This is a genomic window from Streptomyces sp. NPDC014734 (assembly GCF_043083325.1).
GTDB lineage: Bacteria > Actinomycetota > Actinomycetes > Streptomycetales > Streptomycetaceae > Streptomyces.
In genome coordinates, this window is sequence record NZ_JBIBYN010000004.1 from 383246 (window position 1) to 406473 (window position 23228).

Genomic DNA, 23228 nt, shown 5'->3' on the forward strand with positions numbered 1-23228 from the left:
CCCGTCCGGGCAGGACGTCGGCTGAGCCCCCTGCCCGGAACAGGCCATTCTTGATTACCCTGGAGAACGGCGGCGCCCCGGTGCGCCCCGCCCCGCACGAACGGTCCACGAGACCGGCGGGGCTTTTCCTGCGACCCAAGGAGTGACTCCTTCCAGCAATGGACGGATCGTCCGGTAGTACCTGCGCCGCCCCCTCCCCGGAGGCGGCGGCATGACCATCCCCCTGCTGCTCCTGAGCGCGGCATTCCTTCTCATCCTCGCCAACGGATTCTTCGTGGCGGCCGAATTCGGGCTCGTCACCGTCGAGCGGCCGGACGCCGAGCGCGCCGCCGCCGAGGGCGACCGGCGGGCCGGCACCGTCGTCGACGCCCTGCGCGAGCTCTCCTTCCAGCTCTCCGGGACCCAGCTCGGCATCACCATCACCTCCCTGGTCGTCGGCATGCTCGCCGAACCGGCGCTCGCCCGGCTTCTGGACGGTCCCCTCGCCGCGACCGGCCTGCCCCGCGGCGTCGTGCCCGGCGTCAGCGTGGTGATCGGGATGCTGGTGGCCTCCGCCGTCCAGATGGTGATCGGCGAACTCGTGCCGAAGAACTGGGCGGTCTCCCGGCCGCTCCAGGTGGCCCGGTTCGTCGCCGGACCCCAGCACCGCTTCTCCGCCGCGCTCCGGCCGGTGATCAGCCTGCTGAACACGGTCGCCAACCGTCTGGTGCGGCTGCTGGGCGTCGAGCCCACCGACGAACTGGCCTCCGCCCGCACCCCCGGTGAACTGGTCTCCCTGGCCCGGCACTCGGCCGAGGCCGGCACCCTCGAACAGGACACCGCGGACCTCTTCGTACGGACCCTGTCGCTCGCCGGGCTCACCGCGCAGCACGTCATGACTCCGCGCGTGAAGGTCAGCGCCCTCCAGACGTCGGCGACGGCGCAGGACGTCCTCAACCTCACCCGCGCCACCGGCCTGTCCCGCTTCCCGGTCTACCGGGAACGCATCGACGAGGTCGTCGGCATGATCCACCTCAAGGACGCGCTCGCCGTGCCCGCCCGGGAACGGCTGCGCACCCCGGCCGGCCGGATAGCCGTGCCCCCGCTCCTGGTGCCCGAGACCCTGCCCGTCGAGCAGTTGCTCCAGCGGCTCCGCAACGAGCAGCCGATCGCCGTCGTGGTCGACGAGTACGGCGGCACCGCCGGAGTCGTCACCCTTGAGGACATCATCGAGGAACTGGTCGGCGAGGTCAGGGACGAGCACGACGCCGAGGGCGCCGACCGGCCCGAAATGGTGCCCGCGGCCCCCGAGGACGGCCGCCCCGCCTGGGACGTGGAGGGAAGCTGCCGGGTCCTGACCCTGCGCCGGATAGGGCTCGACGTGCCCGACGGCCCGTACGAGACCGCCGCCGGACTCGTCGCCGACCTGCTGGGCCGCATCCCGGCCCCCGGTGACCGGGCCGAACTTCCCGGCTGGCGGATCTCCGTCCGCCAGGTCGGCCACTACCGGGCCGAGAAGGTCCGCTTCGTGCGCACGGCGGACGAAACGGACCCCGCCGCCGGGACCCCGGTGCCCCACCAGGTCCTGGAGGCCGTGCGATGAGTCTGGTCCAGTTGCTGTTCGCCGGGCTCCTCGTGCTGGCGAACGGCTTCTTCGTCGGTGCCGAGTTCGCCCTCGTCTCCGTCCGGCGCAGCCAGATCGAGCCCTACGCGGCAGCCGGGTCCGGCCGGGCCCGCCAGGTGCTGTACGGCCTGGAGAACCTGCCCCAGATGATGGCCGCCGCCCAGTTCGGCATCACCGTCTGCTCACTGACCCTCGGCGCCGTCGCCGAACCGACCGTCGCCCACCTGCTGGAGCCGGTCTTCCAGGCGATCCACCTGCCCGAGGGCCTCATCCACCCGCTCGGCTACGTCCTGGCGCTCGCCCTCGTGGTCTTCCTCCATCTCGTCATCGGCGAAATGGTCCCGAAGAACCTCGCCATGGCGGCACCGGAGAAGACCGCCCTGTGGTTCAGCCCCGGCCTCGTGGGCTTCGCCCGCCTGTGCCGCCCCGTCACCTCCGCGCTCGGCGCCTGCGCCCGGCTGGTGCTGCGGGTCTTCGGCGTCGAACCCAAGGACGAGGTGGAGGCCGTCTTCACCAGCGAGCAGCTCAACCGGCTCGTCGAGGACTCCGGCCAGGCCGGACTCCTGGAGCCGGAGGCGCAGGAGCGCCTGGAGGACGCGCTGGAACTGGGCAGCCGGCCCGTCACCGACGTGCTGCTCCGCCGGGCCTCCCTGGTCACGGTGGATCCCTCCGTCACCCCGCGCCGGATCGAGGAGCTGACCGTGCGGACCGGGTACTCCCGCTTTCCCGTCTGCGCGGAGGGCGGCGGTCCGTTCATGGGCTATCTGCACGTCAAGGACGTCCTGGACCTGGAGGACGGGGACCGGGCCGTCCCCCAGCACGTGTGGCGCCCGATGGCGACGGTCCGGGCGGAACTGCCGCTCGACGACGCCCTGACCGTGATGCGGCGCGCCGCCACACACCTGGCGCAGGTCGCCGACGCGTCGGGCCGGGTCCTCGGCCTGGTCGCCATGGAGGACGTGCTGGAGATGCTGGTCGGTGAGGTGCGCGACCCGGCCCACCGGGTCGCGGTCCCGCGCCGCACGGCCGAGCCGGCGACCGGACCCGGCGAACTCACCGCGGCGGTCCACTGACCGCACCGCACCCCGTGCCCGCTGCCGGCGGAGGGAAGCACCACGCCTCCCCTCGCCGGCGGCGGGCACGGGAGGCCGCAGGGCGCCTTCACAGCGCCGGTGGTTCCTCCGGCCCCCGGTCCACCGGACCCCGGCCGGACAGCACCTCGCCGTACGCCTGCATCAGATCCGGCAGCCGCAGCGTGGCCAGATCGTCCCGGCCCGGCACCGTCGGATACCCGGAGAGCCGGAGATCGCGGTAGGCGCAGCTCTTCTCGTACAGGGTGCGAAGGAAGCGTCCGTTGCCCAGTTCGTCGATCCAGCCCTGGTCGACGACGTGACCGCTGATCGAACGCAGTTCCTCCAGGGACTCCTCGTCCCAGACGTCGCCGTTCTCCGCGGCCAGCACCTCACCGATCGAGGTGAGTTCCGACGGCCGGTAGCTGGGAAAGTCCACCCGGGTGGTGAAACGCGATGAGAGCCCCGGGTTGGTCGCCAGCAGCCGGTCCATGCCCTCCGGGTAGCCGGCGAGGATGACGACAAGATGGTCGCGGTTGTCCTCCGCCCGTTTGAGGAGGACCTGGAGGGCCTCGTCGCCGTAGGCGTCCCCCTTGCTGTAGCCGGTGTTGGAGAGACTGTAGGCCTCGTCGACGAAGAGCACCCCGCCGAGCGCCGAATCGATCAGCTCATTGGCCTTGACCGCGGTCTGCCCGAGGAACTCGCCCACCAGATCCGCCCGTTGGGCCTCGATGAGATGATCCCCGCCGAGCAGGCCGAGTGCGTAGAAGACCCGGCCCAGGATGCGGGCCACGGTGGTCTTGCCGGTGCCGGACGGACCCGAGAAGACGAAATGCCGCTTCGGCGGCTGTACCGGCAGTCCCTGGCCCGCCCGCAGCCGAGCCATGTTCAGCTGCGCGGACAACGCGTTCACCTGGCGTTTGACCGGCTCCAGGCCGACCATCCGCTCCAACTGCGCCAGCGCCTCGGCGAGCAGCACCGGATCACTGGGCCCGGCCGGGGCGGGCGCCGACGGCGGCCCGGGCACCGCGGTCTTGCGCCGTGCCCCGTCGGACGGCGGGGGCACCCCGATGCCGCCGAGCCCGGGGGCCTCACCGCCCGGCCGCGAATCCCGGCCGTCCGCCGGATCGGAGCCGAACAACGCGTCCCCGTCCGCCAGGGGCTCCGTCGCGGCGTCCGGGCCCGGCCCGGCCAGGGAGACCGTGGTGATCCCGGCGACCTCGTCCGAGCCGTCGAGACCGTCGTAGTCCGCGATCGCGGCGAGCCGCGCCGAGGTGTCCATGAACGCCGGATCGATCCGGTGCACGGCCCGGTACAGCGGCAGGGCGGCGGCGCTGCGGCCGGTTCCCTCGTGCGCCCGGGCCAGCCAGTACCGCAGCTCCTTGCGCTGCGGCTGCTCGCTGCGGCAGCGCATCAGCGCGGTGGCGAGCAGGGGCTCGGCCTGCCCGTACATCTCCAGCCGCACCCGCGCCATCCCGCCGAACAGGCCCGCCTCGATGCCGAGCATCGGATCGTCGATCAGCTGCTCGGTGTTGCGCACGAGCTGCTCCCAGTCCTTGACGAGATAGGAGCGGCAGGCGTGCAGGAACCTCACCTGGGGGTCAGTGTCCACCGGCGGCAGGCCGGCCAGGGCGCGGTCCAGTTCCGGGACGTGGCGCCCGTCCAGCCAGTGGGAGGCGTGCGCGAGCAGCAGGTCGTGCGGGCTCTCCAGCACCGGCTGCACCCACCAGCCCAGCCAGTACCAGGAGTTGAGGGTGCGGCGATGGCGTGCGCGCTGTTCGCCGAAGCGCTCGCGGTGGCGGTACATGCGCAGCAGCGCCGTCGTGGTGTCGACCCGCAGCGCGTGGAGACCGAGCCAGCCGTCCGCCATGCCGGGATCCAGCCGTACCGCGGTCCTGAACTCCTCCTCGGCCTGCGGGTAGCCCCCCATGGTGTACGCGTCCACGCCGCGCAGCCAGGCGAGGTCGGCCGGGGCCTGAGCGCCCTGCGTGCCGCTGTCCATCTGGTCCCCCACAAACCGTGCCCCAGGATGTCCCGCCGCACCACCTGCCCGACGAGGTGTGCCGAATTACTGTGCCGCGAACGGGAATTGACCGCACCGAGAGGCATCGTACCTGCGCGGGGAGTGCACGACTAAGGGCTCCGCAGGCAGAAGGGAGACCGTGACCCAGGGTGAGCGGGAGGTGCCGGACCGGCGGGTGAGCGAGCGCACGAAGGCAGAACGAAGCCCCCGATCACGGGGGAACAACCGGGGGCTTCGTGTCTGTGGGGGCTCCGAAAAGCCGCACATTGAGAACGTAAGACCTGTACCGCCCTCCGGTCAAGCCGAGTTGAGGTCGTCCGGGACGATTTCTCAGGACTTGGCACGGCGCCGCGGGATGCTCACCGTGCGTGACTCAACGGTCCGATTCCGCTGCCGGACCGGACCTCTCCAGCCACGCGTACCCCACCGGCAACTGCCGCACCAGAACGTCCGCGTCGGGGCGCGAGGGATCGGCCGAGAAATGCTCCGTCTCGGCCTGTGTCCACCCGTCCCAGAAGGAGGACAGGGGCGGCCCGTCCCGGCGGCGGCCCCGCGCCCAGGACTCCGCGGCCGGCAGATCCATCCAGAGCAGCCGCGCCAGATGGGGGCGCAGCGCCCGGCGGCCCGCGCCGACCCCCTCGATCAGCACCACGGGCGCGGGCTCCAGGGCGCGCGGGGCCGCGAACGTCCGCGCGACCCAGTCGTACGGCGCGTAGCGAGCGGTCTCCCCGCGCGACAGCGGTTCGATCACCTGCTCCAGAAGCCGGCCGGTCCAGGTGAAGAAGGACTCATGGGTGGCCAGGTCGTCCAGACGCAGCACGGGGGCGTCGCCGAGCGCGGCTGAGAGCCGGGTCGCGAAGGTGCTCTTGCCCGAGCCGGCATGGCCGTCGACAGCGATCAGCCGCACCGGTCCGCAGGACGGTGCCAGGGCGCGCAGGCGCGCGGCGGGGGCGGCGAGGCCGTTCATGCGCGCGGCCGGGCGGGAAGGGACGAGCGGTCGTTCATGAACCCCAGCCTACGAGTCCGGTGCACGAGCCGCCCCGGAGCAGTCGCAGGTCACGCCAGTGGACCAGACCAATATTGGTTCCCCGGCGCGGGTCGAATCGCTGGCCGAACCCGGCTGTGAACCGCGATAGTTGGCGCACTGTCGCGCACCCGCAACCCCATCCCGCCGATCACCGGGGGTCCCGCCCATGAACCGACCGACCTCGCGCAGGACCGTGCTGACCGCCGCACTCGCGGCGGCGGCCACCGCGGGCACGGTGTCGTCCGCCGCCGCGAACGCCTCCCCGTCCTCCACCACCCCGCCCACCGCGCACCCGACGGGCACCTCCCACGTGGACAACCACTCCTGGCACACGTATCTCGACTGGCACAGCGGCTCCGGTACCGGGACGCGTGCGGTCGCCGGTCTCCGCCCCGGTCTGGTGATCCGCCGTGCCGACGGACGCACCGACTACCCCGATCCGCACACCGGACGGACCACCACCTGGGAGTACGCGACCTGGACCTCGCCGGACCACCGCTCGTCGGTCCCGGCGACCGAGGTGATCGCCTCCTGGAACGCCCACACCCCCGAGGGCACCTGGATCCAGATCGAACTCCAGGGCCGCTACGCGGACGCCACCCGGACCCCGTGGTACGTGATGGGCCGCTGGGCCTCGGGCGACGGCGACATCCGAAGGACCTCCGTCGACGACCAGGCCGACGGCAGGAGCTCCGTCTGGACCGACACGCTCTCGGTGGACGACGCGGCGAGCGGAGTGCGGCTGGTCTCCTACCGGCTGCGCCTGACCCTTCACCGCACCCCCGGCACCCGTCGCACGCCCGTCGTGTGGCGGATCGGCGCGATGGCGTCCGACGTCCCGGACCGCTTCACCGTTCCGGCCGCCGCCCCCGGTCTCGTCCGGGAGCTCGTCGTCCCGCGCTACTCGCAGAACATCCACGCCGGGCAGTACCCGGAGTACGACAACGGCGGCGAGGCGTGGTGCAGTCCCACCTCCTCACAGATGATCATCGAGTACTGGGGGCGCCGCCCCACCGCCGAGGACCTCGCCTGGGTGGAACCGGACCTGCCCGACCCGCAGGTCTGCCACGCCGCCCGGTTCACCTACGACTACCAGTACGAGGGCTGCGGCAACTGGCCGTTCAACGCCGCCTACGCCGCGACGTACGACGGCATGAGTGCCGCGGTGACCCGGCTCGGCTCGCTCACGGATCTGGAGACCCTGATCCGGGCGGGCATCCCGGTGATCACCTCGCAGTCCTTCCTCAAGGAGGAACTGACCGGCGCCGGCTACGGGACCTCCGGACACCTCATGACGGTGATCGGCTTCACCGCGGACGGCGACGTGATCGCCAACGACCCGGCCTCGCCGAGCGACGAGGCCGTGCGCCGGGTCTACCGGCGCCGCGAGTGGGAGAACATCTGGCTCCGCACCAAGCGTTACGACGCAAACGGCAAGGTCAGAGGCGGTACGGGCGGAGTCTGCTACGTCTACTGGCCCGCTCGGCCGGCACCGGTGCAGCGCCGGGTGCTGGAGTCGTTCGGCCTTCTGTGAGCCTGTGCGGTGCCACGGCCGCCTCGACCACCTGACGGCAGCGCTCCTGGCCGTCCTGGGCGAGGTGGCCGTACTTGTTCACCGTGACCTTGATCGAGCGGTGCCCGAGCCGGCGAGACACCTCGTAGATGGACACGTCATTCGTCAGGGTCACGGTGGTCCACTTGTGCCGCAAGTCGTGCGGGTTGTATTCGGGAAGATTGAGCCGCTTGACGGCGCGGCATCACGGCCTGCGCGGGAGATCGAGGTACGGCAATCCACCGTTCGCGTTTCGGACAGGAAGCCGACCGATGAACTGCTCAAGGAGAGGCCGGCACCGGGATGTCGCGCCATTCACCCTCCTTCCGGTGCTTCAAGGGAGCGTGGACAGTTCGGCCGCGACGGCGGCGATGAGGGTCTGGCCGCCCCAGTGGGGAGGGAAGTTGGCCGATCTGGGCGAATCCGGCCCGCTGCGCGGGGCCGCCCGGGCGGGGGAGGCGGAGACCAAGGTCTCCGCCTCCCCCGCTGCGGCTCATGGTGCCGAAGACCGTCACCCAGGGTCGACAGGGCGAACGAACCCACCACCTGCCGCATGGTGTTGAGCAGGGGAAAGCGCACCCGACCCCTTCAGTTCGATGTCGGACAGCGCCGTGATGGTCGGCGAGTTCGACAATCCCAGGGGCCGCGCCGCGCCGGGGGCACTGTTCAGGAGCGACGCAACTCCACTGCCTTGGAGTGCAGTTCCTGCATCATGGTGATGCTGTGGAGCAATTTCCGGAAGGCCGACGTGATCCTGCGTGCGGGGCGGCGCATGAGGCGGCTGGCGGCACCGAGCATATTGATCATGGCCATGCCTTCCTGGACGGAAGCCGATTCGATCTCGGCGCCCCAGTCCATCGAGGCGATCTGTTCCAGCGCTTCCTCCGCGTCCTCCGGCCATTCGGCGGGAGGAGTGGTGGCCAGCCAGTCCAGGAATGCCTGGAAGGCGGTGCAGGAGGTGCGCATATGTTCGACGAAGCGGTCCGCCGCAGCCTCCAGTTCTCCGGTCGGTCCCTCGATGGCCTTGGCCAGACGGTTCACCACGGCCATCCTTTTGTTCGCCGGGGCCCCGGAGTGGGTGGCCTGGGTCATTTCCTCCCCAAGGAGCATCATGAGCTCTGTGAGGTCCGACATGGCCGCGTCCACGTCGTCCATGTCGTCGGCGAGTACCTCCAGCTGGGTCTCGGCCTCCACGATCAGATCGAACATGCCCGGGAGGTTCTCGTCGGGGCCGCTTTCCACTCCGGTCGCGGAGCTCGTCTCGATCGGGCCGTCCGTCCGCAGCGGGTCCGCCGCCAGCGTGTCCAGCAGCTGCTTCCGGGCAGTGGCGGTGCCGTCCGGGTGGGACGGGAAGGCCAGGTGGAGCACCGTCCCGGGGGCGGGACGGCACTCGGCGTCCTGGGTGACGTGGACGGTGCGCCGGCCGAGCGCGTGGCGCGCGCCGAAGGCGAAGGCCAGCTCCGGGTCGGAACCGCCGAGATCCGCGACGACGACGTCCGCCTCAGTGAGCAGGTGCAGCAGTTGGTCCAGGGGCAGGCCGGCCTCGGCGAGGCTGCCCGCCCTCAGCAGGGTGAGGCCGAGTTGTTCGCATACCGGGCGCACGATCTCCTCGTGGAGGACGGCGGACCGGTGCCGCGCCTCCGGGAGGCAGGGGGCGGCGGCGTAGGTGATGGTCGCGGTCCCGTCGATGACGAGGCAGGTGGGCATGGTGGATTCCTTTCGGTGGTGGTCCGGCAGGGCGGGAAAGGGGTCAGTCGAAGAGCGTGAGTGCCACGCCGTCGGCGATCTCGTCGGCGAAGACGGGACGCTCCTCGATGCCCAGCGCGGCCAGCAGTTCCACGGTCCGTACCCGGTGGCGGCGGCCGACGGGCACAGTGGGACAGGGAAACTCGTCACGGGCGACCAACCGGTAGGCGGTGCCCATGCACATACCGAACGCCCGGGCCGCCGTGCGCAGGTCGACGCTCACCGGCAGGTCGAAGATCTCGCGGAAGGTGAGGGGGGTGTCGTGGCGGCCGTTCATCCCTTCCTCCCGACCCGGCGCAGGGAGAGGGTGGCGACCCGGCGGCCCCGGCCGGAGTGCCCGACGCTCGTGGCTGTACCAGCCACGCCCCAGGCACTGGCGAGAGCGCCGATCCGTACGCCTTCGACACGGTGCGCGGGTACGGAGATCCGCAGGCTCGCGGAGAGCCCCGACCAGCGCGGGGCCGGGTCGTAGTCCGCCCGCCAGACGTCGTCGCTGCCCGCGCCGGGGGAAGTACCGCCCGCGCGTTCCACGTCCTCCACCGTGTTCTCGCGGTGCGTGTCACACCAGACCTCCCAGGCGCGGGAACAGGCGGACCGCAGCACCGTCCTCCCGGGTTCAGGGTCCCGCGGCTCCAGCTTCGCCAGCTCTTCGAGGTAGCAGGTGACGAGCTCCGCCTCGACGTCCTCGCGGTCGGCACGGCGACACCAGGTGATCCGGGACGCGTTGCGGCGCAACCCCTGGAGCCCCAGCCACACCACCGCCTCCCGCCAGTCGGTCCCTCCGGTCCGGAAGCGCTCCGCGATCTGGTGCCACAGGGAAGTCCGTGCCAGGGAGCATGCCGTGCGGTCGTAGAGCAACGCACGGGCCCGGTTCAGGGAAAGGGGTACGCCCGCCGGTTCCGTGCCGTCGAACAAACGCAGCGGGGGCGTGGGGTCGTTGTCGGCCCACCGGCGTTCGACGGTGGTGAAGATGCCGGGGCGAGAGAAGAAAGTCATGGGTTGCCTCCTGTTCAACCGGCCTGTGGGGCCGGGGTGTTGTCCCGCCAGGTCTTCAGCGCGCGGGCGGCGGGTACCTTGCCGGGCATCGTGTCCGGGCCTCTTTCCACCGCCAGGAGCCAGCGGAGGAAGCCCGGCTCCCGGGCGGTCACCAGCCCGTCGAGGAGCCGGGCGACCGCCCGGGACCGGCCCTTGGTGCCGGCCGCCCCGGCGCACCAGGTGAGCAGGGCGTCTCCCATGCTGGAGAAGGCGACCGACTCGTTCAGGGAGTGTCCGACGAGGTGGACGGCGACCGCCGCCGACCCGGCGCGGGCCAGAGCGCGTCCGCTCCACCACAGGAAGTCGGTGCGGGCCAAGACGGGAAAAGCGCAGGCGGTCAGCAGGCCGGCCGTGGCGTCGGTCCGCGCCCAGTCCCGCATCCGGTGCAGGACGGTCACCCTGGTGGTGTGGTCGCCTCTGTTGAATCGTCGTACGAGTGCCCCCTTGGCGGCCTCGAAGACGGAGAGATCGTCCGGCCCGGCGCCCAGGGTCTCCGTGAGCTTTTCCAGCAGTTGCAACGCCTGCTCGTCCCCGAGCCCCTCGGGCTCCTCACAGGCGTACGCCACAGCGTGCTTCAAGGAGGCTTCGGGCGTGACGCTCCACAGGTCGAGCAGGTCGGCCGCCGTCTGTGCCACCGCCCGGTCCCGGAACCGTGTCGCCAGGCATCGGGCAGCCACCCTCGGGGCGGGAAGGACCGGAGCGGAGGCCAGCGCGGGCAGCAGTTCCAGGGACTGGCCGCTCGTGGCTTCCGCCAGAGCGGCGACGGCCCGGCCGGCCCGCTCGATCTGGCCCTCCTCCGGGCCGGGGTCGGCGAGCCAGGCGTGCACCACCGGCACGAGGTCCGCACGGTCCCGGCACAGGCTCTCCCACACGGCCCCGCTCACGGCGGGCCAGAAGAAGGACACCGTGTCGGTGGCCTCGTCATCGGCGCGGCTCACGCGATGGGCTCCGAGGATCCGCAGGACCTCTGCCGGTGGCCTCGTCGGGGGGGCCTCGTCCGGATGACGGTAGGAGCCGGGACCCCGCATCCTGTCCGTGCCTGCCAGCCGCAGCAGTTCCCGCGCCCGTTCCATCACGACGGCACGGTGCAGCCCTCCGTAGACGCCGAGGGAGAGCAGACAGGCCAGGAGGGCGGGATCGCGCTGGGCCCGGGCCAGGATCTCGGGGCCCTCGGCCCCGGCCAGGGTGCGCATGAGCTCCCCCGACGCCGGGCCGCCCGCCGCCCCCAGGCGTCGCAGGGTGTCCGCGGCCTGTGCGGCGTGGCGTGGCGGCAGGCCGGCGGGCAACAGTTCGTCGAGATCGCCGGGTTCCAGGGCCCGCAGCAACCGGGCGCGTACCGCCTCGTCGGGGCAGCCGTCCGCGAGGTGGGTGGTGAAGACCTTCCGGGGGTCCGGCGGCCGGTGGCGCACGACCGGCACGCCGAGGTGGTCCTCCAGTGCGCCCACCAGGCCGGGGGCCTCCACCAGGACGATGACGAGGCGGGCGCCCGCCTCCGTCAGGAGCCCTTCGAGGCGGGCCAGGTCCCACGCCCGGAGCGCGAAGGGATCCGCGGGCTCCGTCACCAGGTATCCGTCCACGCCCTGGGCGCGCGGCGACCACCGGGAGAGGTTGGCCGTTCCGTCGACCTGGACGAGGACGGGGGCCTCGTGGCCGTGCGCGAGCAGGTTGAGCGCGTGTGTTTCCCGCCCCGTCCCGGCCTCGCCGACGAGCACCACGATGCCGGATTCGCGCACCGCGAGGGCTTCTTCGAAGCCGGGCGGCGGCACGAAGCGCCGCCGCGCCGCCTGCACATGCTTCGCCCGTACAGGGCCTTGCCGTATCGGTCTCGGGACCGCGCCGCCCTCCGCCGAAGGTGCGAGCCGCTGGTGCTGGCCGCCTGTCAGCCATCCGGTGTTGATGACGCCGTTGGGGGCCCAGATCGCCGGTCCCCGACCCGCCAGAGCCATCGCGAACTCGGCGAATTCGGTCTCGGGCTCGGTCTCGCTGGGGAGATCAGCTGTCGCCATCGGTTCCTCCGCCGGTGTGGCCGGAGAATCCGACGGTGGTGACGTGCTGACCGCCGTGGACGGTGCCGGTGTTGATGATGCCGCGCTCGGCGTTCAGCACCGTCGCGGGGGAGGTCGCCGCCCGGGGAGCGGCGTCCGGGGCTGCCTCGGCCTCGTGTGCCGGGCCTGTGGTCTCTCGTCGCCGGCGGAACGCGAGGACATTGTCCGGGGCCTGGGGTTCTTCTGCTCGCATGTCGCCCTTTCCTTCCGTGGGCGCCCGGGAATCGTGCGGGCGCCTTCCTTTCGGACACGTCGAGATTCCCGCGGATTCATCCCCGAAGCCGCTCCGGAGGACCACGAATCAAGTAACCCCAGTCACACACGGAAAGGGTTTACGGAACGGCGTGGAGAAGAAGAGCGGGTGTGTCACCGAAAGGCGACACACCCGCTCAGAAATTCAATATTCGAATATTTTTCCCAGGGTCAGATGTACTCGCCGGGAACTGGCCTCCCGAGCGCCCCGATCCGGTCACGCAGCAGACTGGAGAGCTCCTTGCGCTCCTGTTCGGTCAACGTGCCCAGCAGGGAGGCCAGCTCCTCCTGCCAGTCGGAACGCGGCGGACTCAGCAGATCCTGGTGGTCGACCGCCCAGTCCAGTACCTGCCGCACCTCTTCGGGGTGACGAAGCAACCACAGTGCCGCCAGCGACACCGGGCCGGCGTGGAGGGCCTGGAGACAGAACTCGTACTCGCCCCGACGGCTGGCCGTCCAGGAGTAACGGACCCCGTCGCTTTCCCGCCGGCCGAGAAGCAGCTCCTCACCGTTCTCCCGGAGCCGCACATCGAACACCCGGTAGCTCAGGCCGTGTTCCTCCAGGCGCTGCGGCAGCCCGAGGTGCTGCATGATCTCCGGCGCCCCCAGCCCGTTGTCGGAGGCGGCCTGGGCATCCGCCAAGTAATGCAGGACAGAGGCGAGATGGGTCCGTACCAGGTGCCAGCCGTGCAGACTCCTCGCACGGACGACGCGTACGGGGTCGTGGACCCACCAGGAGACCCACAGGTCGATCGACTCCGTACCGTAGACCGTGGGGAGGCCGACCGCCCGCGTGTCCACATGCTCCGTCATGTCCACCCGGAAGACGTCGCTGTACTTTCCGTTCAGGTGAGGAGCGGGGGCCTCGTCCACCAGGGGCGCATAGGCGCCGGAACCCTCCGGGTCCCCTTGCCGGCCGAGGAAGGAGTACTCCCCCGCCTCGTCCCTGAGCACCAGCGCCCAGTCCTTCGACGCGGACCAGCGGTGGCCGAGGATCTCCCGCCAGGGCTGCCTGTTCAGCCGGTGAAAGAGGCGGGCGGTGGTGTCGTCGTTCATGCTGCCTCCCTGTGCGCGCCGGTCCGCCACCGATGGAGCGCGTCGCGGGCGGTGACGAGGCCGGGCCAGCCGTTCGCACCTGCCTGGTCCATTTCCACGAACAACCGGAATTCACCGGAGCGCATGGACTGGGCCATGGCCGCGAACAGGTTCTCGACGGCCCGGAACTTTCCGTCGTCCCACTGGCCCGACTCCGCCCAGCGCAGCAACGTCCCGCACGTCGTTTCGAAGGAACTCTCCGTGTTCAGGGCGCGGCCCGTGAGGTCGGCCAGCACCTGCGCCTCCGGCGTCCACGGCGCGAGGTTCCTCATGAACCACTGGGGAGACCAGAGCATTCGGCTGAAGAGGGAGAGCACCTGCTCCTGGTCGTACCCCCCGTTGTCCAGCCACTTCCGGAGCAAGTCGAATACCTTCGTCTCGTTGCCGGCCTGGAATAGCCGCAGGACCGCCGCTTCCACCGCCACCCTCACCTGGTACTCCTCTTCCTTCCGGACCTGTGCCGCGCGGAAGAGATTTTGAAGGAGCCGCAGGGCCAGGTCGGGGCGGGCCAGGCCGAATTCCTCGCCGCACGCGTGCGCCACCGTCGTCCTGAGACGGAAGTCGGTCGCCGTGCTCCAGCGATGCAGTCGGTAGCGAATCTCGGCGGCGAGCACGGGGTCCTCGGCCGCGACGCCCAGCGCGTTCGCTACGACGAGCCGACTGGTCGCACGGTCCGACCGGGCGAGTTCCCGGAGGTGCACCAGGGCGTTGTGCCCGCCGCCCCAGCTCGCCACCCGTCCCATGGCCCGGCCCGCCGGTCCGGCGAGCCCGCTGGAGCGGGGTACGTCCCGCAACCACTCGACGAGTAGTTCTGACAACTGCCCGTACTCGCGCCACACATGTCTGAGAACGGCCTCGGCCTGTCGATGCCTGATGAACGCCACAGCCTCCACACTGTGTGAATAGGCTCCGTCCGCCCGGATCTCGCGGTCCTGGCGGACCGCGCGCACGGCGTGCAGCAGTTCTGTCAGGGAGTGCCGGAAGACGAACTTCGGATTGGGCCGGTCCGGCTTCGCGGCCCCGTCGGCGTCTGTGCCGGGCAGCATCGCCGTCAGCCGGTCGCCCGCCAGCTTCGTCAACCGGTCGGCCTCATTCCTGACGATCTGCTGGTCCAGCCCCTCGTAGACCGAAGCGGCCAGCAGGAAGGCCAGTGATTGCGGCTCGCCGCACAAGCTCTTGATGAGCTCCGGGACCTCCCGCTCGGCCCGGTAGCTCAGCCGGAGCCCCAGGTCGCCGAGAGCCTCCGGATCGCCGTCGGCCTCGACGAGGGCCGTCACCAGCTCCACCACTTCTGCGGGTACCAGCTCCGGCACCAGAAGTTCGCCCAGGTCATGACGGTCGGCGAGCGCGGACAGCAGCCGGTCCCGCTCCCACCGGTCCGGCACCACCGCCTCGAAGTGGCTGCCGAACACCAGGGAGGGTGACGGCGGGGAGCACACGGTGGCGCTGATGTGGAGGTCCCGTTCGAGGCGGTGCAGCAGGGCCGTGTCGTCGGGCAGGACGATCACCATGCACGCATGGGCCTTCTTGAGCAGCTCCCGCACGTTTCTCAGCATGACCGGGGAAAGAGGCCGGGAGGGGAACAGCCCGTCTATCAGGTAGCCCCGCGCCGAGGCGTCGGTGGGCTTCCAGCGGTCCAGTTCGGTGACGCCGTCCAGTGTCCGCAGCGGCGCATCAGCCCCGCAGCTCTCCCGTAGCAGGTTGAGCGCCGCGGTACGACGGCCTGTTCCTGGTCGGCCGGCCAGGAACAGGGGCCCCTGCTTCAGCTTTGCGAGGGCTGTGTCGAACCAGTCGGGGCGTGCGAAACCGTGCGAGGCGGCCTCCCTCTCCATGTCCGGGATCGGCCCCTCGCGCACTCTGCTTTCCCGTAGCCGCCCTTCCGGCCCGGAGCCGTTGCGTACGCCCTGACCGCCGTACACGGAACCGTTGTTGATGTTCCCTCCGGGCGCGTAGATGACGGACGCCCACTCCTTCGCCCCGCCGATCAACTCGGTGATGTCGTACTCCGCTTCGGATCGCGGAGCCCCGTCCTCGGGCAGAGGTCCGGGGCCGGGCAGCCCGGCCGCCTCCGTTCTCCCGTTCCCCGTCACTTGCGCCCCTGGCGCTTGTCGCCGCGGACCTGATCGCCCTGGAAGCGGCGGATCTTGCCGATCTTGTAGCCCTCCACGTAATCACCGGCGATCCGGTCGCCCGCCACGTGGTCACCGGCCACATGGTGATTGCGCACGCTCTGACCGCCGTGGAGGGTACCGGTGTTGATGTTGCCGTGGGGAGCGGCGATGACATCCGTGCGGCGGGCCGTCGTGTCGTCGCCGGACGATTCGGCGGACCGCGGGGAGGGCTCCCGTACAGGTTCCGGAGCGGCGCCGTCGACGGGGGTGCCCTCGTAGAGGGGGCCGGAGGGCTTGGGGACGTAGAGCCACGCCCGTCGGGAGAACGACTTACCCTCGACCGTCGCGGCCACCTCCACGAAGTGGTCGGGGTGGCGCCCCGTGTACCCGCCGGCGACCGCGTCCTCGTAGCACCGCTCGGAGAGGATGGCCGCGACGTGGGTGATGTTCTCGTTGTGGGAGGTGAGCACGGCCTTGACGGGGAGCGAGTCGAGCAGTCGGTGGGTGTCGTTGCGCGCTGTGCCGTTGCCGCTGAACTCGTCCCCGGTCTCCGGAAGCGGGCCGACGTGCAGACTGACGCGGAGCCTGATCGGCACCGCCCCGTGGGAGAGGACGTTGAAGTCGGTCAGAACTTCCTGGAGGGCGAGCAGCAGGGGGTGGATGACGAAGGGCATGCGTGCCGGGTCGAACCCGAAGACATAGCCGTCCCCGGTGGTGGCCGGGAACGTACGGTCCTCCCACAGGTCTCCGAGGTCGGCCCTGAGCAGCGCGGTCTTGAGGAGTTCGGGGACGACCCGGCTGACGGCCTCGTGCTCGATCGCCGGGCGGCCCGTGAAGTCCTTCGCATCGACAGCCAGAATGCCCCGGTAGGGAGGCAACGGCCGGCTGTGGGTGTACGGGGCGGCGATCCGCTGGGGTAGGGCGCTGCTGAACTCGGGCATGTCACTCCTCCGTGAAGCCCGCCCGGCCGCTCTCGGGCCGGGTGGGAACGCTGTCGCGTGCGATGTCGAGCACGTCGAGCTTCACAGCGGGCGGGGAGCCGTTCCGTTCCGCAGGACCCGATAGGGAGTGAGGTGGACCACATCCCCGACGGAGGTGTCAGCCGCCGGCCGCCTTGCGCAGGCCCTCCACGCTGACCACCTCGATCCGGCGGTTTCCCGCTCTCACGCAGTCAGGGCCGAGCCGTTCGAGCGCCTTGCTGACGGCTTTGCGGCCCACATCGATGTGCTGGGCCAGCTCCTCCCTGGTGAGGGAGAAGCAGGGCTTCTCTCCACCGGCGGCCGCGACCAGGCGGAGCAGGGCCAGGGCGAGACGTTCGTGAACAGCCCCCTCACACAGCTCGACCTGTTCGCGCATACGATTCCAGGCCAATTCAAAAATGGAGGGCGCGAGCTTGTTCTCCTGGACGAAGCGATGGAAATCCTGCGCGGGCACAATGCATGCCCTGCTTTTCCTCAGCGCCCACACATCGGCCATCCGGACGCTTTTGGGCTGAAGAGCCATCTCCCCCAGGATCTCGCCCCGCCCCCGGAAACCGAGCACTCGCTGCCGCCCGTCGGGCTCGCTCCTGACGACCTTCACCAGCCCCTCCACCAGGGCAAGCACATGGGTCCCCCGGGCGCCTTGCCGCAGCAAGGCGCGGCCCGCGAGGTAGGTCTGCTCCGGATACCGCGTCAGTCGCGCCCATTCCTCGTCCGGCACGAGAGCACACACAGGAGCCGGCGGAAGAGAATCATCTTCGCTCATGCGGTCAAGCTAGAGGAGAGGAGCTCCGGATGGGCATGGAATTCACAAGTCGGTGCGCGCATCACAAATAGAACGGCCGAGTTATTTCTGTTTAGCCGCCCGGCATCATCCCGCTGCCCTTGAGCCGTTCTATTTCGGAGGGGCGGACCTGGATGGCGAAGAGGGCGACCAGGAAGGCGACCAGGCGAAGGCGGCGGCGACGATGAAGCCGGCCGAGACGCCGGAGGTGAGGATCTGGTTGCCTCAGGCGGGTGGGAGCCGGCCGGTGCGGGCGAAGAGGGCCTTCTCGGCCGGGTCCGCCCGGGCGAGGAAGGCCGGGATCTGCTGGTCTACCTCGTTGCGGCCGGCGGTGCCGAAGACGGTCACCAGGATGGAGGGGCCCAGCGAGCTGCCGACCTGCTGGGTGGCGTTGAGGAGGCCGGAGGCCGCGCCGGACTCGGCGGGCCGGACATCGGAGAGGGCCATCAGGGTCAGCGAGACGAACATCATGCCCATACCCGCGCTGAACACCAGCATCGGGCCGAGGATCGAGCCCTCGTGGGTGGAGCGGACATCCGTCAGGGGCAGCCAGGAGAGGCCCAGGGCCAGGCAGAGCGAGCCCAGGACCATGAAGTGCTTCGAGCCGTACTTCGGCAGGAGTTGGGAGGCGAGTTCGGCCACCACCTCGATCACCGTACTGACCGGCAGGAAGGCGAGGCCCGCCTCCAGTGGGCTGAAGCCCAGCACCTGCTGCACGAAGAGCGCAGGAAGAAGGGCATGCCGAAGATCGCCGCCGCCAGGCAGAGCATGAGCCGTACGTGCCCGCCCTGTTCCAGTCGGCGAACATGTGGCGGAAGATCGGCTGCCGGGAGCGGTGTTCCACCAGGATGTACGTGGCCAGCAGGACGACGCGGCACAGAACGAGGCGATCGTGTAGGGATCGCTCCATCCCTCCTGCGCCGCGCGGATGAAGCCGTACACCAGCGCCACCATGCCGAGGGTCGACGTGAGCGTGCCCGCCAGGTCGAAGTGGCCGGGGTGACGTTCCGAATCCTTGACACGACGGGGAGTCAGCAGCGCGATCGTCAGGGCGATCGGCACGTCCACGAAGAAGACCCAGCGCCAGTCGAGCCATTCGACGAACACTCCGCCCGCCAGCAGGCCGATCGCTCTGCCGTCCGCCGACACTCCCGCGAACACGCCGAAGGCTCGGGTGAGTTTCGGGCCCCTCCTCGAAGGTGGTGGGGATCAGGGAGAGCGCGGTCGGCGAGGGCCCCGGAGCCAGCACCGATCCAGCGCGACGCACCCGAACGGACCGGAACGGACGCCAGCGGAAGTCAGCACCGGGTCAGCACCAGCGCGTCTGTGCTCGATTTACCTCGCGCGGAGCATGCCTCTGACCTGCATGTTTGTGTGAGAGAGCGTCGCGTGGTCGGTGACGCCCTCCCATTTGGAGAACATCTGGCTTCGCACCAAGCGCTACGACGCGAGCGGCAAGGTCAGAAGCGGTACGGGCGGAGTCTGCTACGTCTACTGGCCCGCTCGGCCGACACCGCTGCAGCGCCGTGCTCTGAGGTCGCTCGGCCTGTTGTGAGCGTGTACGGTCCCACGGCCGTCTCCACGACCTGACGGCAGCGCTCCCGGCCGTCCTGCGCGAGGTGGCCGTACCGGTCCATCGTGACCTTGATCGAACGATGTCCGAGCTAGTGCCGTGACCGCGAACGTTCGCCGGGGTGATGGGGGAGGCTGCAGGGGTGACGGGTGAGTAGCCGCTGCATAGGATCTTTCGATGACGCTCTCTCATGACGTGGTCGGCGATGGTCCTGCACTGGTGCTTTTGCATTCCGGGGTGTGTGACCGGCAGATGTGGGATGCCCAGTGGCTGCCCCTGATTGATGCCGGTTATCGCGTGGTGCGCTGTGATTTCCGGGGCTTCGGTGGGACTCCCGCGCCGGACCGTTCTCACAGCGATCCTGAGGATGTGCTGGCCCTCCTGAACAGTCTTGGCATCGGGCAGGCGGCACTGGTGGGGTCCTCGTATGGGGGGTACGTCGCTTTGGAGGTCGCCGCGCAGTGGCCGGACCGGGTGAACACCCTTGCGTTGCTCTGCGCCGGTCTTCCTGGGCACGAACCTTCTGCCGAACTGAACGCGCTTGGCGAGCGCGAGGAAGCACTGATCGAGGCGGGCGACGTAGCCGGCGCGACGGAGCTGATGGTCGAAACCTGGCTAGGGCCGGATGCCGACGAGAGCGCCCGCGAGGCGGTACGCCGTATGCAGCGGCACGCTTTCGAGGTGCAGATGTCTGCCGCTGAGGAGTTCGAGCGGATCGAGGCCGAGGTTGATCTGGCGGCCATTCAGGCTCCCTGCCTTGCCGTGTCGGGCGCGCACGATCTGGCGGACTTCCGACAGATCGCTGTCCGGCTTCCGGATCTGCTGGCGAACGCCAAGCATCTCGAACTGCCTTGGGCAGGCCATCTGCCCAGCCTGGAGCGGCCATCGGTTGTCACCGATCTACTGATCGGCTTCCTCAAGGAGAGTGTTCCCGTTAGTTGATCCCGGTCTCGGGGTTCTGTCACGCGGCGCCGAGAGCAGGGCGTCCGCCCCAGCGGATACCCTTCTCGCTGCGGACGCGGGCCCGTTCGCGTCGTTGGGCGGCCCGGACGTCCGGGTGCCTTGTGTTCTGGTTGTGCCAGCGCAGATAGCGGTGCAACTCCCTGGTTTGGACGGCGTGGTTGGGGTGGTGGGAGTTGGCGAGGGTGAACTGCCGCAGAGGCCCGAAGTGCGCCTCTATCGGGTTCGCCCAGGACACATTCGTCGGGGTGAAGCACAGCTCGACCTTGTTCCTGGCCGCCCAGTGCAGGATGCGCCCGTTCTTGTGGGCGGACAGGTTGTCCAGGATCACGTAGATCGGGGCGCCGTCGGGCCGTGCTGATCGGATGCTCTTGAGCGCGGCCCAGGTCGGATTGATCCCTTTGCGGCGTCGGTTGACGCCCCACGAGGTGTCATCGCCGACCGAGTAACAGCCGTGGAAGTACGTGACCCCGTGGGTGCGGTGGAAGGTCGCCGGCAATCGGTCGGGCCTGCCCTTCTTCGCCCAGCAGGACCCACCGGTGGGGCGGATGCCGAGCGGCCCGAACTCGTCGAAGGCGAAGGTTCGATCGGGCCGCTTGTTGATGGCGTACTCGATCCGATCCAGCTTGGCGTCGAAGTCCGGATCGGTGGATTCTTTCCAGGTCTTGGTCCTTTGGAACGTCACGCCGCGACGGTGGAGCAGACAGCGCAGGGCCTCGCGGCCGATGCGTATCGGACGGGCGACATTGCGCCGAAGATGCTCAGCAAGCTTGCGGATCGACCAGCGGGTGAAGGGCTTGCCGAGTTTGGCGGGGCAGGTGGTGGCCGTCTGGATGACGAACTCCTCGTCGTCATCATCGAGCAGGCGGGGACGGCCTCCTGCCCACTGAGGGTCCAGGCAGACCAGCCCGATCTCGTTGAAGCGGTGGATGACGTCACGGACGGTGTCCTCGTCAGCCTGCACCAAATTAGCGATCACCGGCACGGTGTTCCCACCCGCCGAGGCCAGCAGCATCATCGCCCTGCGGAACCGCACCGTGCTGGTACTGCCCCGCCGCACGATCCGCTGCAGCTTCTGCCCCTCTTGCTCAGTCAGGCTGCGCACCCTGACCGCCTCTGCCATTCCGCCTCCCCGCGTCAATCGGACGTACCGTCACATCCAATCGACACAAGGCCAGTCAGCACCAATCCGGTGATCGTTTCCGGTCAGAGCACTAGCGAGATACCTCGTGAATGGACACACCGTTCGTCAGGGCCACGGTGGACCATGTGCGCCGCAAGTCGTGCGGGTCGTTTGCGGGCAGACCGAGCCGCCTGATGGTGCGATTCCACGACTTGTGCAGGAGATCGGGATACGGCAATCCGCCGTTGGCATTGCGGATCGGAAGCCGATCGATGAATGACTCAAGGGAAGCGGGTATGGGTATGTCCCGCCACTCGCCCTCTTTCCGATGCTTCAGCGGGGCGTATTTCGGTGTGTACTTTCCGGAGATGTTCTTGTAGCGAATCGCCTGCCTCCGAATCCGCAGATTTCCGTGATGAATGTCTTCCGGGAAGGCTCCCAGGGATTGCCCTGTGTGCTGTCCACAGCCCGCAACCGCAGAACCTCCTGGACAGAGGGCGACAGATGTCGCGCGTCCCCCACCAGATCACTCGCATCCTGGTCAACGACCCCGAATCACAATGAATCACAAGCGCTTCGGATCCATAGCAAACGTTGTCCACGTTTCGAGGAAAGCGTCATTTCGTGGTCGTGGTCGTGGGCGATGCGCGGTTCATCTGTGTGTGTTCGTATGCGCGTGCCCCGGGCCGGTGCGACGGAGGCCGGCCCGGGGCGGCTTCGGGGTCAGGAGCGGCAGGTCACCTTCATCTGGGCGGCGGCGTGATGGGCCTTCTCCCAGCCCTTGGACCAGTCGTCACCGCGGTCGAGCAGCTTCACTCCGATCGTCGATCCCTTCATGGCGAAGGTGCCCGCGTTGACCCACTGGCCGCGGTGGTTCACCTGGTTGATGGTGAAGCTGTCGTACTTGGTCGTACGGTCGTTGGCGTTCACGAGCACGTGGTAGGTGGTCGGGTGCCCGCCCACGTAGAGCGTGGAGCCGATGTTCGGGATGTACACGGAGATCTGGCAGGTGCGGGCCTTGGTGCCGGGGTTCCACCACCACTTGACGCGGCTTTGCATGTCGGTATTGGTGTCGCCCGACATCGGGACGGAGTCGTAGCTGCCGTTGCACCCGTCGCCCGTCCAGCCGCCGGAGGACCGGGCGTACCAGCCGTTGCTGCCGTCGGTGTAGAAGTTGTCCCGCTGGTAGCCGCCGCCGGAGGGCGTGGCGCAGCCGCGCCCGGTGATGCCGGTGTACACCACGGTCGATGTCGCGGTGGTCTTCTGGGTGGTTCCGGTCCCGGACCCGGACGCGACAGTGTTGCCGGAACCGCTCTTGCTCGTGGTGGTCTTCCCGGCGCCGGCCGAGTTCGAGGCGGAGGTGGTCCGGTCGGCGGTCTTGGTGGCCGCGGTGCCGGGAGCGGCGTGGGACGCGGCGCTGCCCTTCGCCTCCACATTGCCGCCCTCGTGGATGCCGCCGGTGGGAGTGGTGCCGGACTTCGTGGGGTCCGAGGCGCCGCCGACGTGGGCGGCGGGTTTGTGACCGTCCTTCAGCGAGCCGGAGTCGGGGGCCCGCTGCTCGCCCGGCACGAGGCCGGGGCCGGTGCCGTCCGGGCCCATCGGGCTTCCGGCGGGGGCGTCGGCCGCGGTGGGGCCCGGCTTGTCGTCCGGTCCGGATATCAGGAACGGCACCCCGATCAGGACCAGCCCGCCGACCACGGCCGCGGCGATCATGGGCTTGCCCGGCCGGCCGAGCGGAAGGCCGACGGCCCGACGGGAGACCGTGGCCGGCCGGCCTGCCGTCGCGAGCCGGGCCTCGGCCGCGGTGTCCGCCTCGGCCCGTCCCTCCGCGGCCGTACCGGCCCGTCCCTCGGCGGCCGTTCCGGCCGGATCCTCCTTCGGTTCCGCGGTCTCCTTCTCGGTCATCGGATCCGTCGTTGCCGCGTCGGGTGCCGTGGTGCCGGACTCCGGGGCACCGTTCCCCGCCGCGGCGGCCCTCGGAGCCTTCCCCGGTGCGTTCTGCTCCGGGGCCGGTGTCTCCTTCCCCGCGTCGGATCGGGTGGAGGCCCCGGCGGTCGCGGCGGCCCCGGCGGTCGCGACCGCCGCGGCGACGGATGCCGTGGCGGTTCCGGGGGCGGACGCCGGGAACAGGCCCTCGGCAGGTTCCTCGGTCAGTACGGCGAGTGCTGCCGCGCGGCGGACGGGTGAGCCGGAGGAGCCGGTGTTCGCGCCTTCCGGAGCGGACCCACTGCTTGCCATGACGTGCCTCT

17 protein-coding genes and 3 pseudogenes are annotated in these 23228 nt (G+C 70.0%); 5 read left to right on the forward strand and 15 right to left on the reverse strand.

Features of this window, described 5'->3' with window-relative positions; translation table 11 throughout:
• Positions 1–211 precede the first annotated feature (211 nt).
• Together ACF1CT_RS10365 and ACF1CT_RS10370 are read left to right on the forward strand one after the other, a co-directional pair.
• Positions 212–1582, forward strand: a complete 1371-nt coding sequence (locus ACF1CT_RS10365; protein ID WP_391783371.1) for a hemolysin family protein — start codon at positions 212–214, stop codon at positions 1580–1582.
• Entirely contained in the window at positions 1579–2676 is a 1098-nt protein-coding gene (locus tag ACF1CT_RS10370; protein WP_391783372.1) for a hemolysin family protein, read from the forward strand. The genes ACF1CT_RS10365 and ACF1CT_RS10370 overlap by 4 nt, the downstream gene beginning before the upstream one ends.
• Positions 2677–2764: 88 nt before the next feature.
• Here ACF1CT_RS10370 and ACF1CT_RS10375 read toward each other — a convergent pair whose 3' ends face one another.
• Together ACF1CT_RS10375 and ACF1CT_RS10380 are read right to left on the reverse strand one after the other, a co-directional pair.
• Entirely contained in the window at positions 2765–4675 is a 1911-nt protein-coding gene (locus ACF1CT_RS10375) for an AAA family ATPase (RefSeq protein WP_391783373.1), read from the reverse strand.
• 394 nt (positions 4676–5069) lie between these two features.
• A complete protein-coding gene (locus tag ACF1CT_RS10380; protein ID WP_391783374.1) occupies positions 5070–5663 on the reverse strand; it encodes a uridine kinase in 594 nt (197 codons plus the stop codon).
• A gap of 226 nt (positions 5664–5889) precedes the next feature.
• Between ACF1CT_RS10380 and ACF1CT_RS10385 the strand changes: the two genes are divergently transcribed.
• Positions 5890–7257 (forward strand): peptidase C39 family protein, encoded by a 1368-nt coding sequence (locus ACF1CT_RS10385; RefSeq protein WP_391783375.1) that lies wholly within the window; start codon positions 5890–5892, stop codon positions 7255–7257.
• On the opposite strand, the pseudogene ACF1CT_RS10390 reads toward ACF1CT_RS10385, so the two are convergent.
• From ACF1CT_RS10390 to ACF1CT_RS10440, 11 genes and pseudogenes are all read right to left on the reverse strand, one after another.
• Positions 7163–7465: pseudogene (locus tag ACF1CT_RS10390) on the reverse strand (tyrosine-type recombinase/integrase); the annotation flags it as partial. The gene ACF1CT_RS10385 and the pseudogene ACF1CT_RS10390 sit on opposite strands and share 95 nt — an antisense overlap.
• A gap of 476 nt (positions 7466–7941) precedes the next feature.
• Positions 7942–8982, reverse strand: a complete 1041-nt coding sequence (locus tag ACF1CT_RS10395) for a hypothetical protein (RefSeq protein WP_391783376.1) — start codon at positions 8980–8982, stop codon at positions 7942–7944.
• Between the two features lie 43 nt (positions 8983–9025).
• On the reverse strand, positions 9026–9298 hold the full coding sequence (locus ACF1CT_RS10400) for a DNA-binding protein (protein WP_391783377.1): 273 nt from the start codon (positions 9296–9298) through the stop codon (positions 9026–9028).
• Complete coding sequence (locus tag ACF1CT_RS10405) at positions 9295–10017, reverse strand: hypothetical protein (RefSeq protein WP_391783378.1); 723 nt, start codon at positions 10015–10017, stop codon at positions 9295–9297. The genes ACF1CT_RS10400 and ACF1CT_RS10405 overlap by 4 nt, the downstream gene beginning before the upstream one ends.
• 14 nt (positions 10018–10031) lie before the next feature.
• Positions 10032–12062, reverse strand: a complete 2031-nt coding sequence (locus tag ACF1CT_RS10410; RefSeq protein WP_391783379.1) for a hypothetical protein — start codon at positions 12060–12062, stop codon at positions 10032–10034.
• Positions 12049–12294 carry an S-type pyocin domain-containing protein gene (locus ACF1CT_RS10415; RefSeq protein ID WP_360113624.1) on the reverse strand — a complete coding sequence of 82 codons (246 nt, stop codon included), beginning with the start codon at positions 12292–12294 and terminating at the stop codon, positions 12049–12051. The genes ACF1CT_RS10410 and ACF1CT_RS10415 overlap by 14 nt, the downstream gene beginning before the upstream one ends.
• A gap of 230 nt (positions 12295–12524) precedes the next feature.
• Complete coding sequence (locus ACF1CT_RS10420) at positions 12525–13409, reverse strand: hypothetical protein (protein ID WP_391783380.1); 885 nt, start codon at positions 13407–13409, stop codon at positions 12525–12527.
• Positions 13406–15538: a hypothetical protein gene (locus tag ACF1CT_RS10425; protein ID WP_391783381.1), complete on the reverse strand. Its 2133-nt coding sequence runs from the start codon at positions 15536–15538 to the stop codon at positions 13406–13408. The genes ACF1CT_RS10420 and ACF1CT_RS10425 overlap by 4 nt, the downstream gene beginning before the upstream one ends.
• Positions 15535–16500: a hypothetical protein gene (locus ACF1CT_RS10430; RefSeq protein WP_391783382.1), complete on the reverse strand. Its 966-nt coding sequence runs from the start codon at positions 16498–16500 to the stop codon at positions 15535–15537. Before ACF1CT_RS10430 ends, ACF1CT_RS10425 begins: the two co-directional genes overlap by 4 nt.
• Before the next feature lie 157 nt (positions 16501–16657).
• The gene (locus tag ACF1CT_RS10435) at positions 16658–17305 is read right to left on the reverse strand and encodes a Crp/Fnr family transcriptional regulator (RefSeq protein WP_391783383.1); all 648 of its coding nucleotides are present in this window, start codon (positions 17303–17305) and stop codon (positions 16658–16660) included.
• A 91-nt stretch (positions 17306–17396) separates the two neighbouring features.
• Positions 17397–18554: pseudogene (locus ACF1CT_RS10440) on the reverse strand (MFS transporter); the annotation flags it as partial.
• Between the two features lie 183 nt (positions 18555–18737).
• Here ACF1CT_RS10440 and ACF1CT_RS10445 point away from each other — a divergent pair.
• Together ACF1CT_RS10445 and ACF1CT_RS10450 are read left to right on the forward strand one after the other, a co-directional pair.
• A pseudogene (locus ACF1CT_RS10445) lies at positions 18738–18878 on the forward strand (peptidase C39 family protein); the annotation flags it as partial.
• 195 nt (positions 18879–19073) lie between these two features.
• Positions 19074–19838, forward strand: coding sequence for an alpha/beta fold hydrolase (locus tag ACF1CT_RS10450; RefSeq protein ID WP_391783384.1), 765 nt, complete (start codon positions 19074–19076; stop codon positions 19836–19838).
• A gap of 19 nt (positions 19839–19857) precedes the next feature.
• Here ACF1CT_RS10450 and ACF1CT_RS10455 read toward each other — a convergent pair whose 3' ends face one another.
• Positions 19858–20979 (reverse strand): IS630 family transposase, encoded by a 1122-nt coding sequence (locus tag ACF1CT_RS10455; RefSeq protein ID WP_391783385.1) that lies wholly within the window; start codon positions 20977–20979, stop codon positions 19858–19860.
• A 723-nt stretch (positions 20980–21702) separates the two neighbouring features.
• Positions 21703–23217 (reverse strand): hypothetical protein, encoded by a 1515-nt coding sequence (locus tag ACF1CT_RS10460; RefSeq protein WP_391783386.1) that lies wholly within the window; start codon positions 23215–23217, stop codon positions 21703–21705.
• Between the last annotated feature and the right edge of the window lie 11 nt (positions 23218–23228).

Coding starts and splice junctions, on each gene's coding strand:
- ACF1CT_RS10365 (WP_391783371.1), top strand. CDS start 212: ATGACCATCCCCCTGCTGCTCCTGAGCGCGGCATTCCTTCTCATCCTC.
- ACF1CT_RS10370 (WP_391783372.1), top strand. CDS start 1,579: ATGAGTCTGGTCCAGTTGCTGTTCGCCGGGCTCCTCGTGCTGGCGAAC.
- ACF1CT_RS10375 (WP_391783373.1), bottom strand. CDS start 4,675: ATGGACAGCGGCACGCAGGGCGCTCAGGCCCCGGCCGACCTCGCCTGG.
- ACF1CT_RS10380 (WP_391783374.1), bottom strand. CDS start 5,663: ATGAACGGCCTCGCCGCCCCCGCCGCGCGCCTGCGCGCCCTGGCACCG.
- ACF1CT_RS10385 (WP_391783375.1), top strand. CDS start 5,890: ATGAACCGACCGACCTCGCGCAGGACCGTGCTGACCGCCGCACTCGCG.
- ACF1CT_RS10395 (WP_391783376.1), bottom strand. CDS start 8,982: ATGCCCACCTGCCTCGTCATCGACGGGACCGCGACCATCACCTACGCC.
- ACF1CT_RS10400 (WP_391783377.1), bottom strand. CDS start 9,298: ATGAACGGCCGCCACGACACCCCCCTCACCTTCCGCGAGATCTTCGAC.
- ACF1CT_RS10405 (WP_391783378.1), bottom strand. CDS start 10,017: ATGACTTTCTTCTCTCGCCCCGGCATCTTCACCACCGTCGAACGCCGG.
- ACF1CT_RS10410 (WP_391783379.1), bottom strand. CDS start 12,062: ATGGCGACAGCTGATCTCCCCAGCGAGACCGAGCCCGAGACCGAATTC.
- ACF1CT_RS10415 (WP_360113624.1), bottom strand. CDS start 12,294: ATGCGAGCAGAAGAACCCCAGGCCCCGGACAATGTCCTCGCGTTCCGC.
- ACF1CT_RS10420 (WP_391783380.1), bottom strand. CDS start 13,409: ATGAACGACGACACCACCGCCCGCCTCTTTCACCGGCTGAACAGGCAG.
- ACF1CT_RS10430 (WP_391783382.1), bottom strand. CDS start 16,500: ATGCCCGAGTTCAGCAGCGCCCTACCCCAGCGGATCGCCGCCCCGTAC.
- ACF1CT_RS10435 (WP_391783383.1), bottom strand. CDS start 17,305: ATGAGCGAAGATGATTCTCTTCCGCCGGCTCCTGTGTGTGCTCTCGTG.
- ACF1CT_RS10450 (WP_391783384.1), top strand. CDS start 19,074: ATGACGCTCTCTCATGACGTGGTCGGCGATGGTCCTGCACTGGTGCTT.
- ACF1CT_RS10455 (WP_391783385.1), bottom strand. CDS start 20,979: ATGGCAGAGGCGGTCAGGGTGCGCAGCCTGACTGAGCAAGAGGGGCAG.
- ACF1CT_RS10460 (WP_391783386.1), bottom strand. CDS start 23,217: ATGGCAAGCAGTGGGTCCGCTCCGGAAGGCGCGAACACCGGCTCCTCC.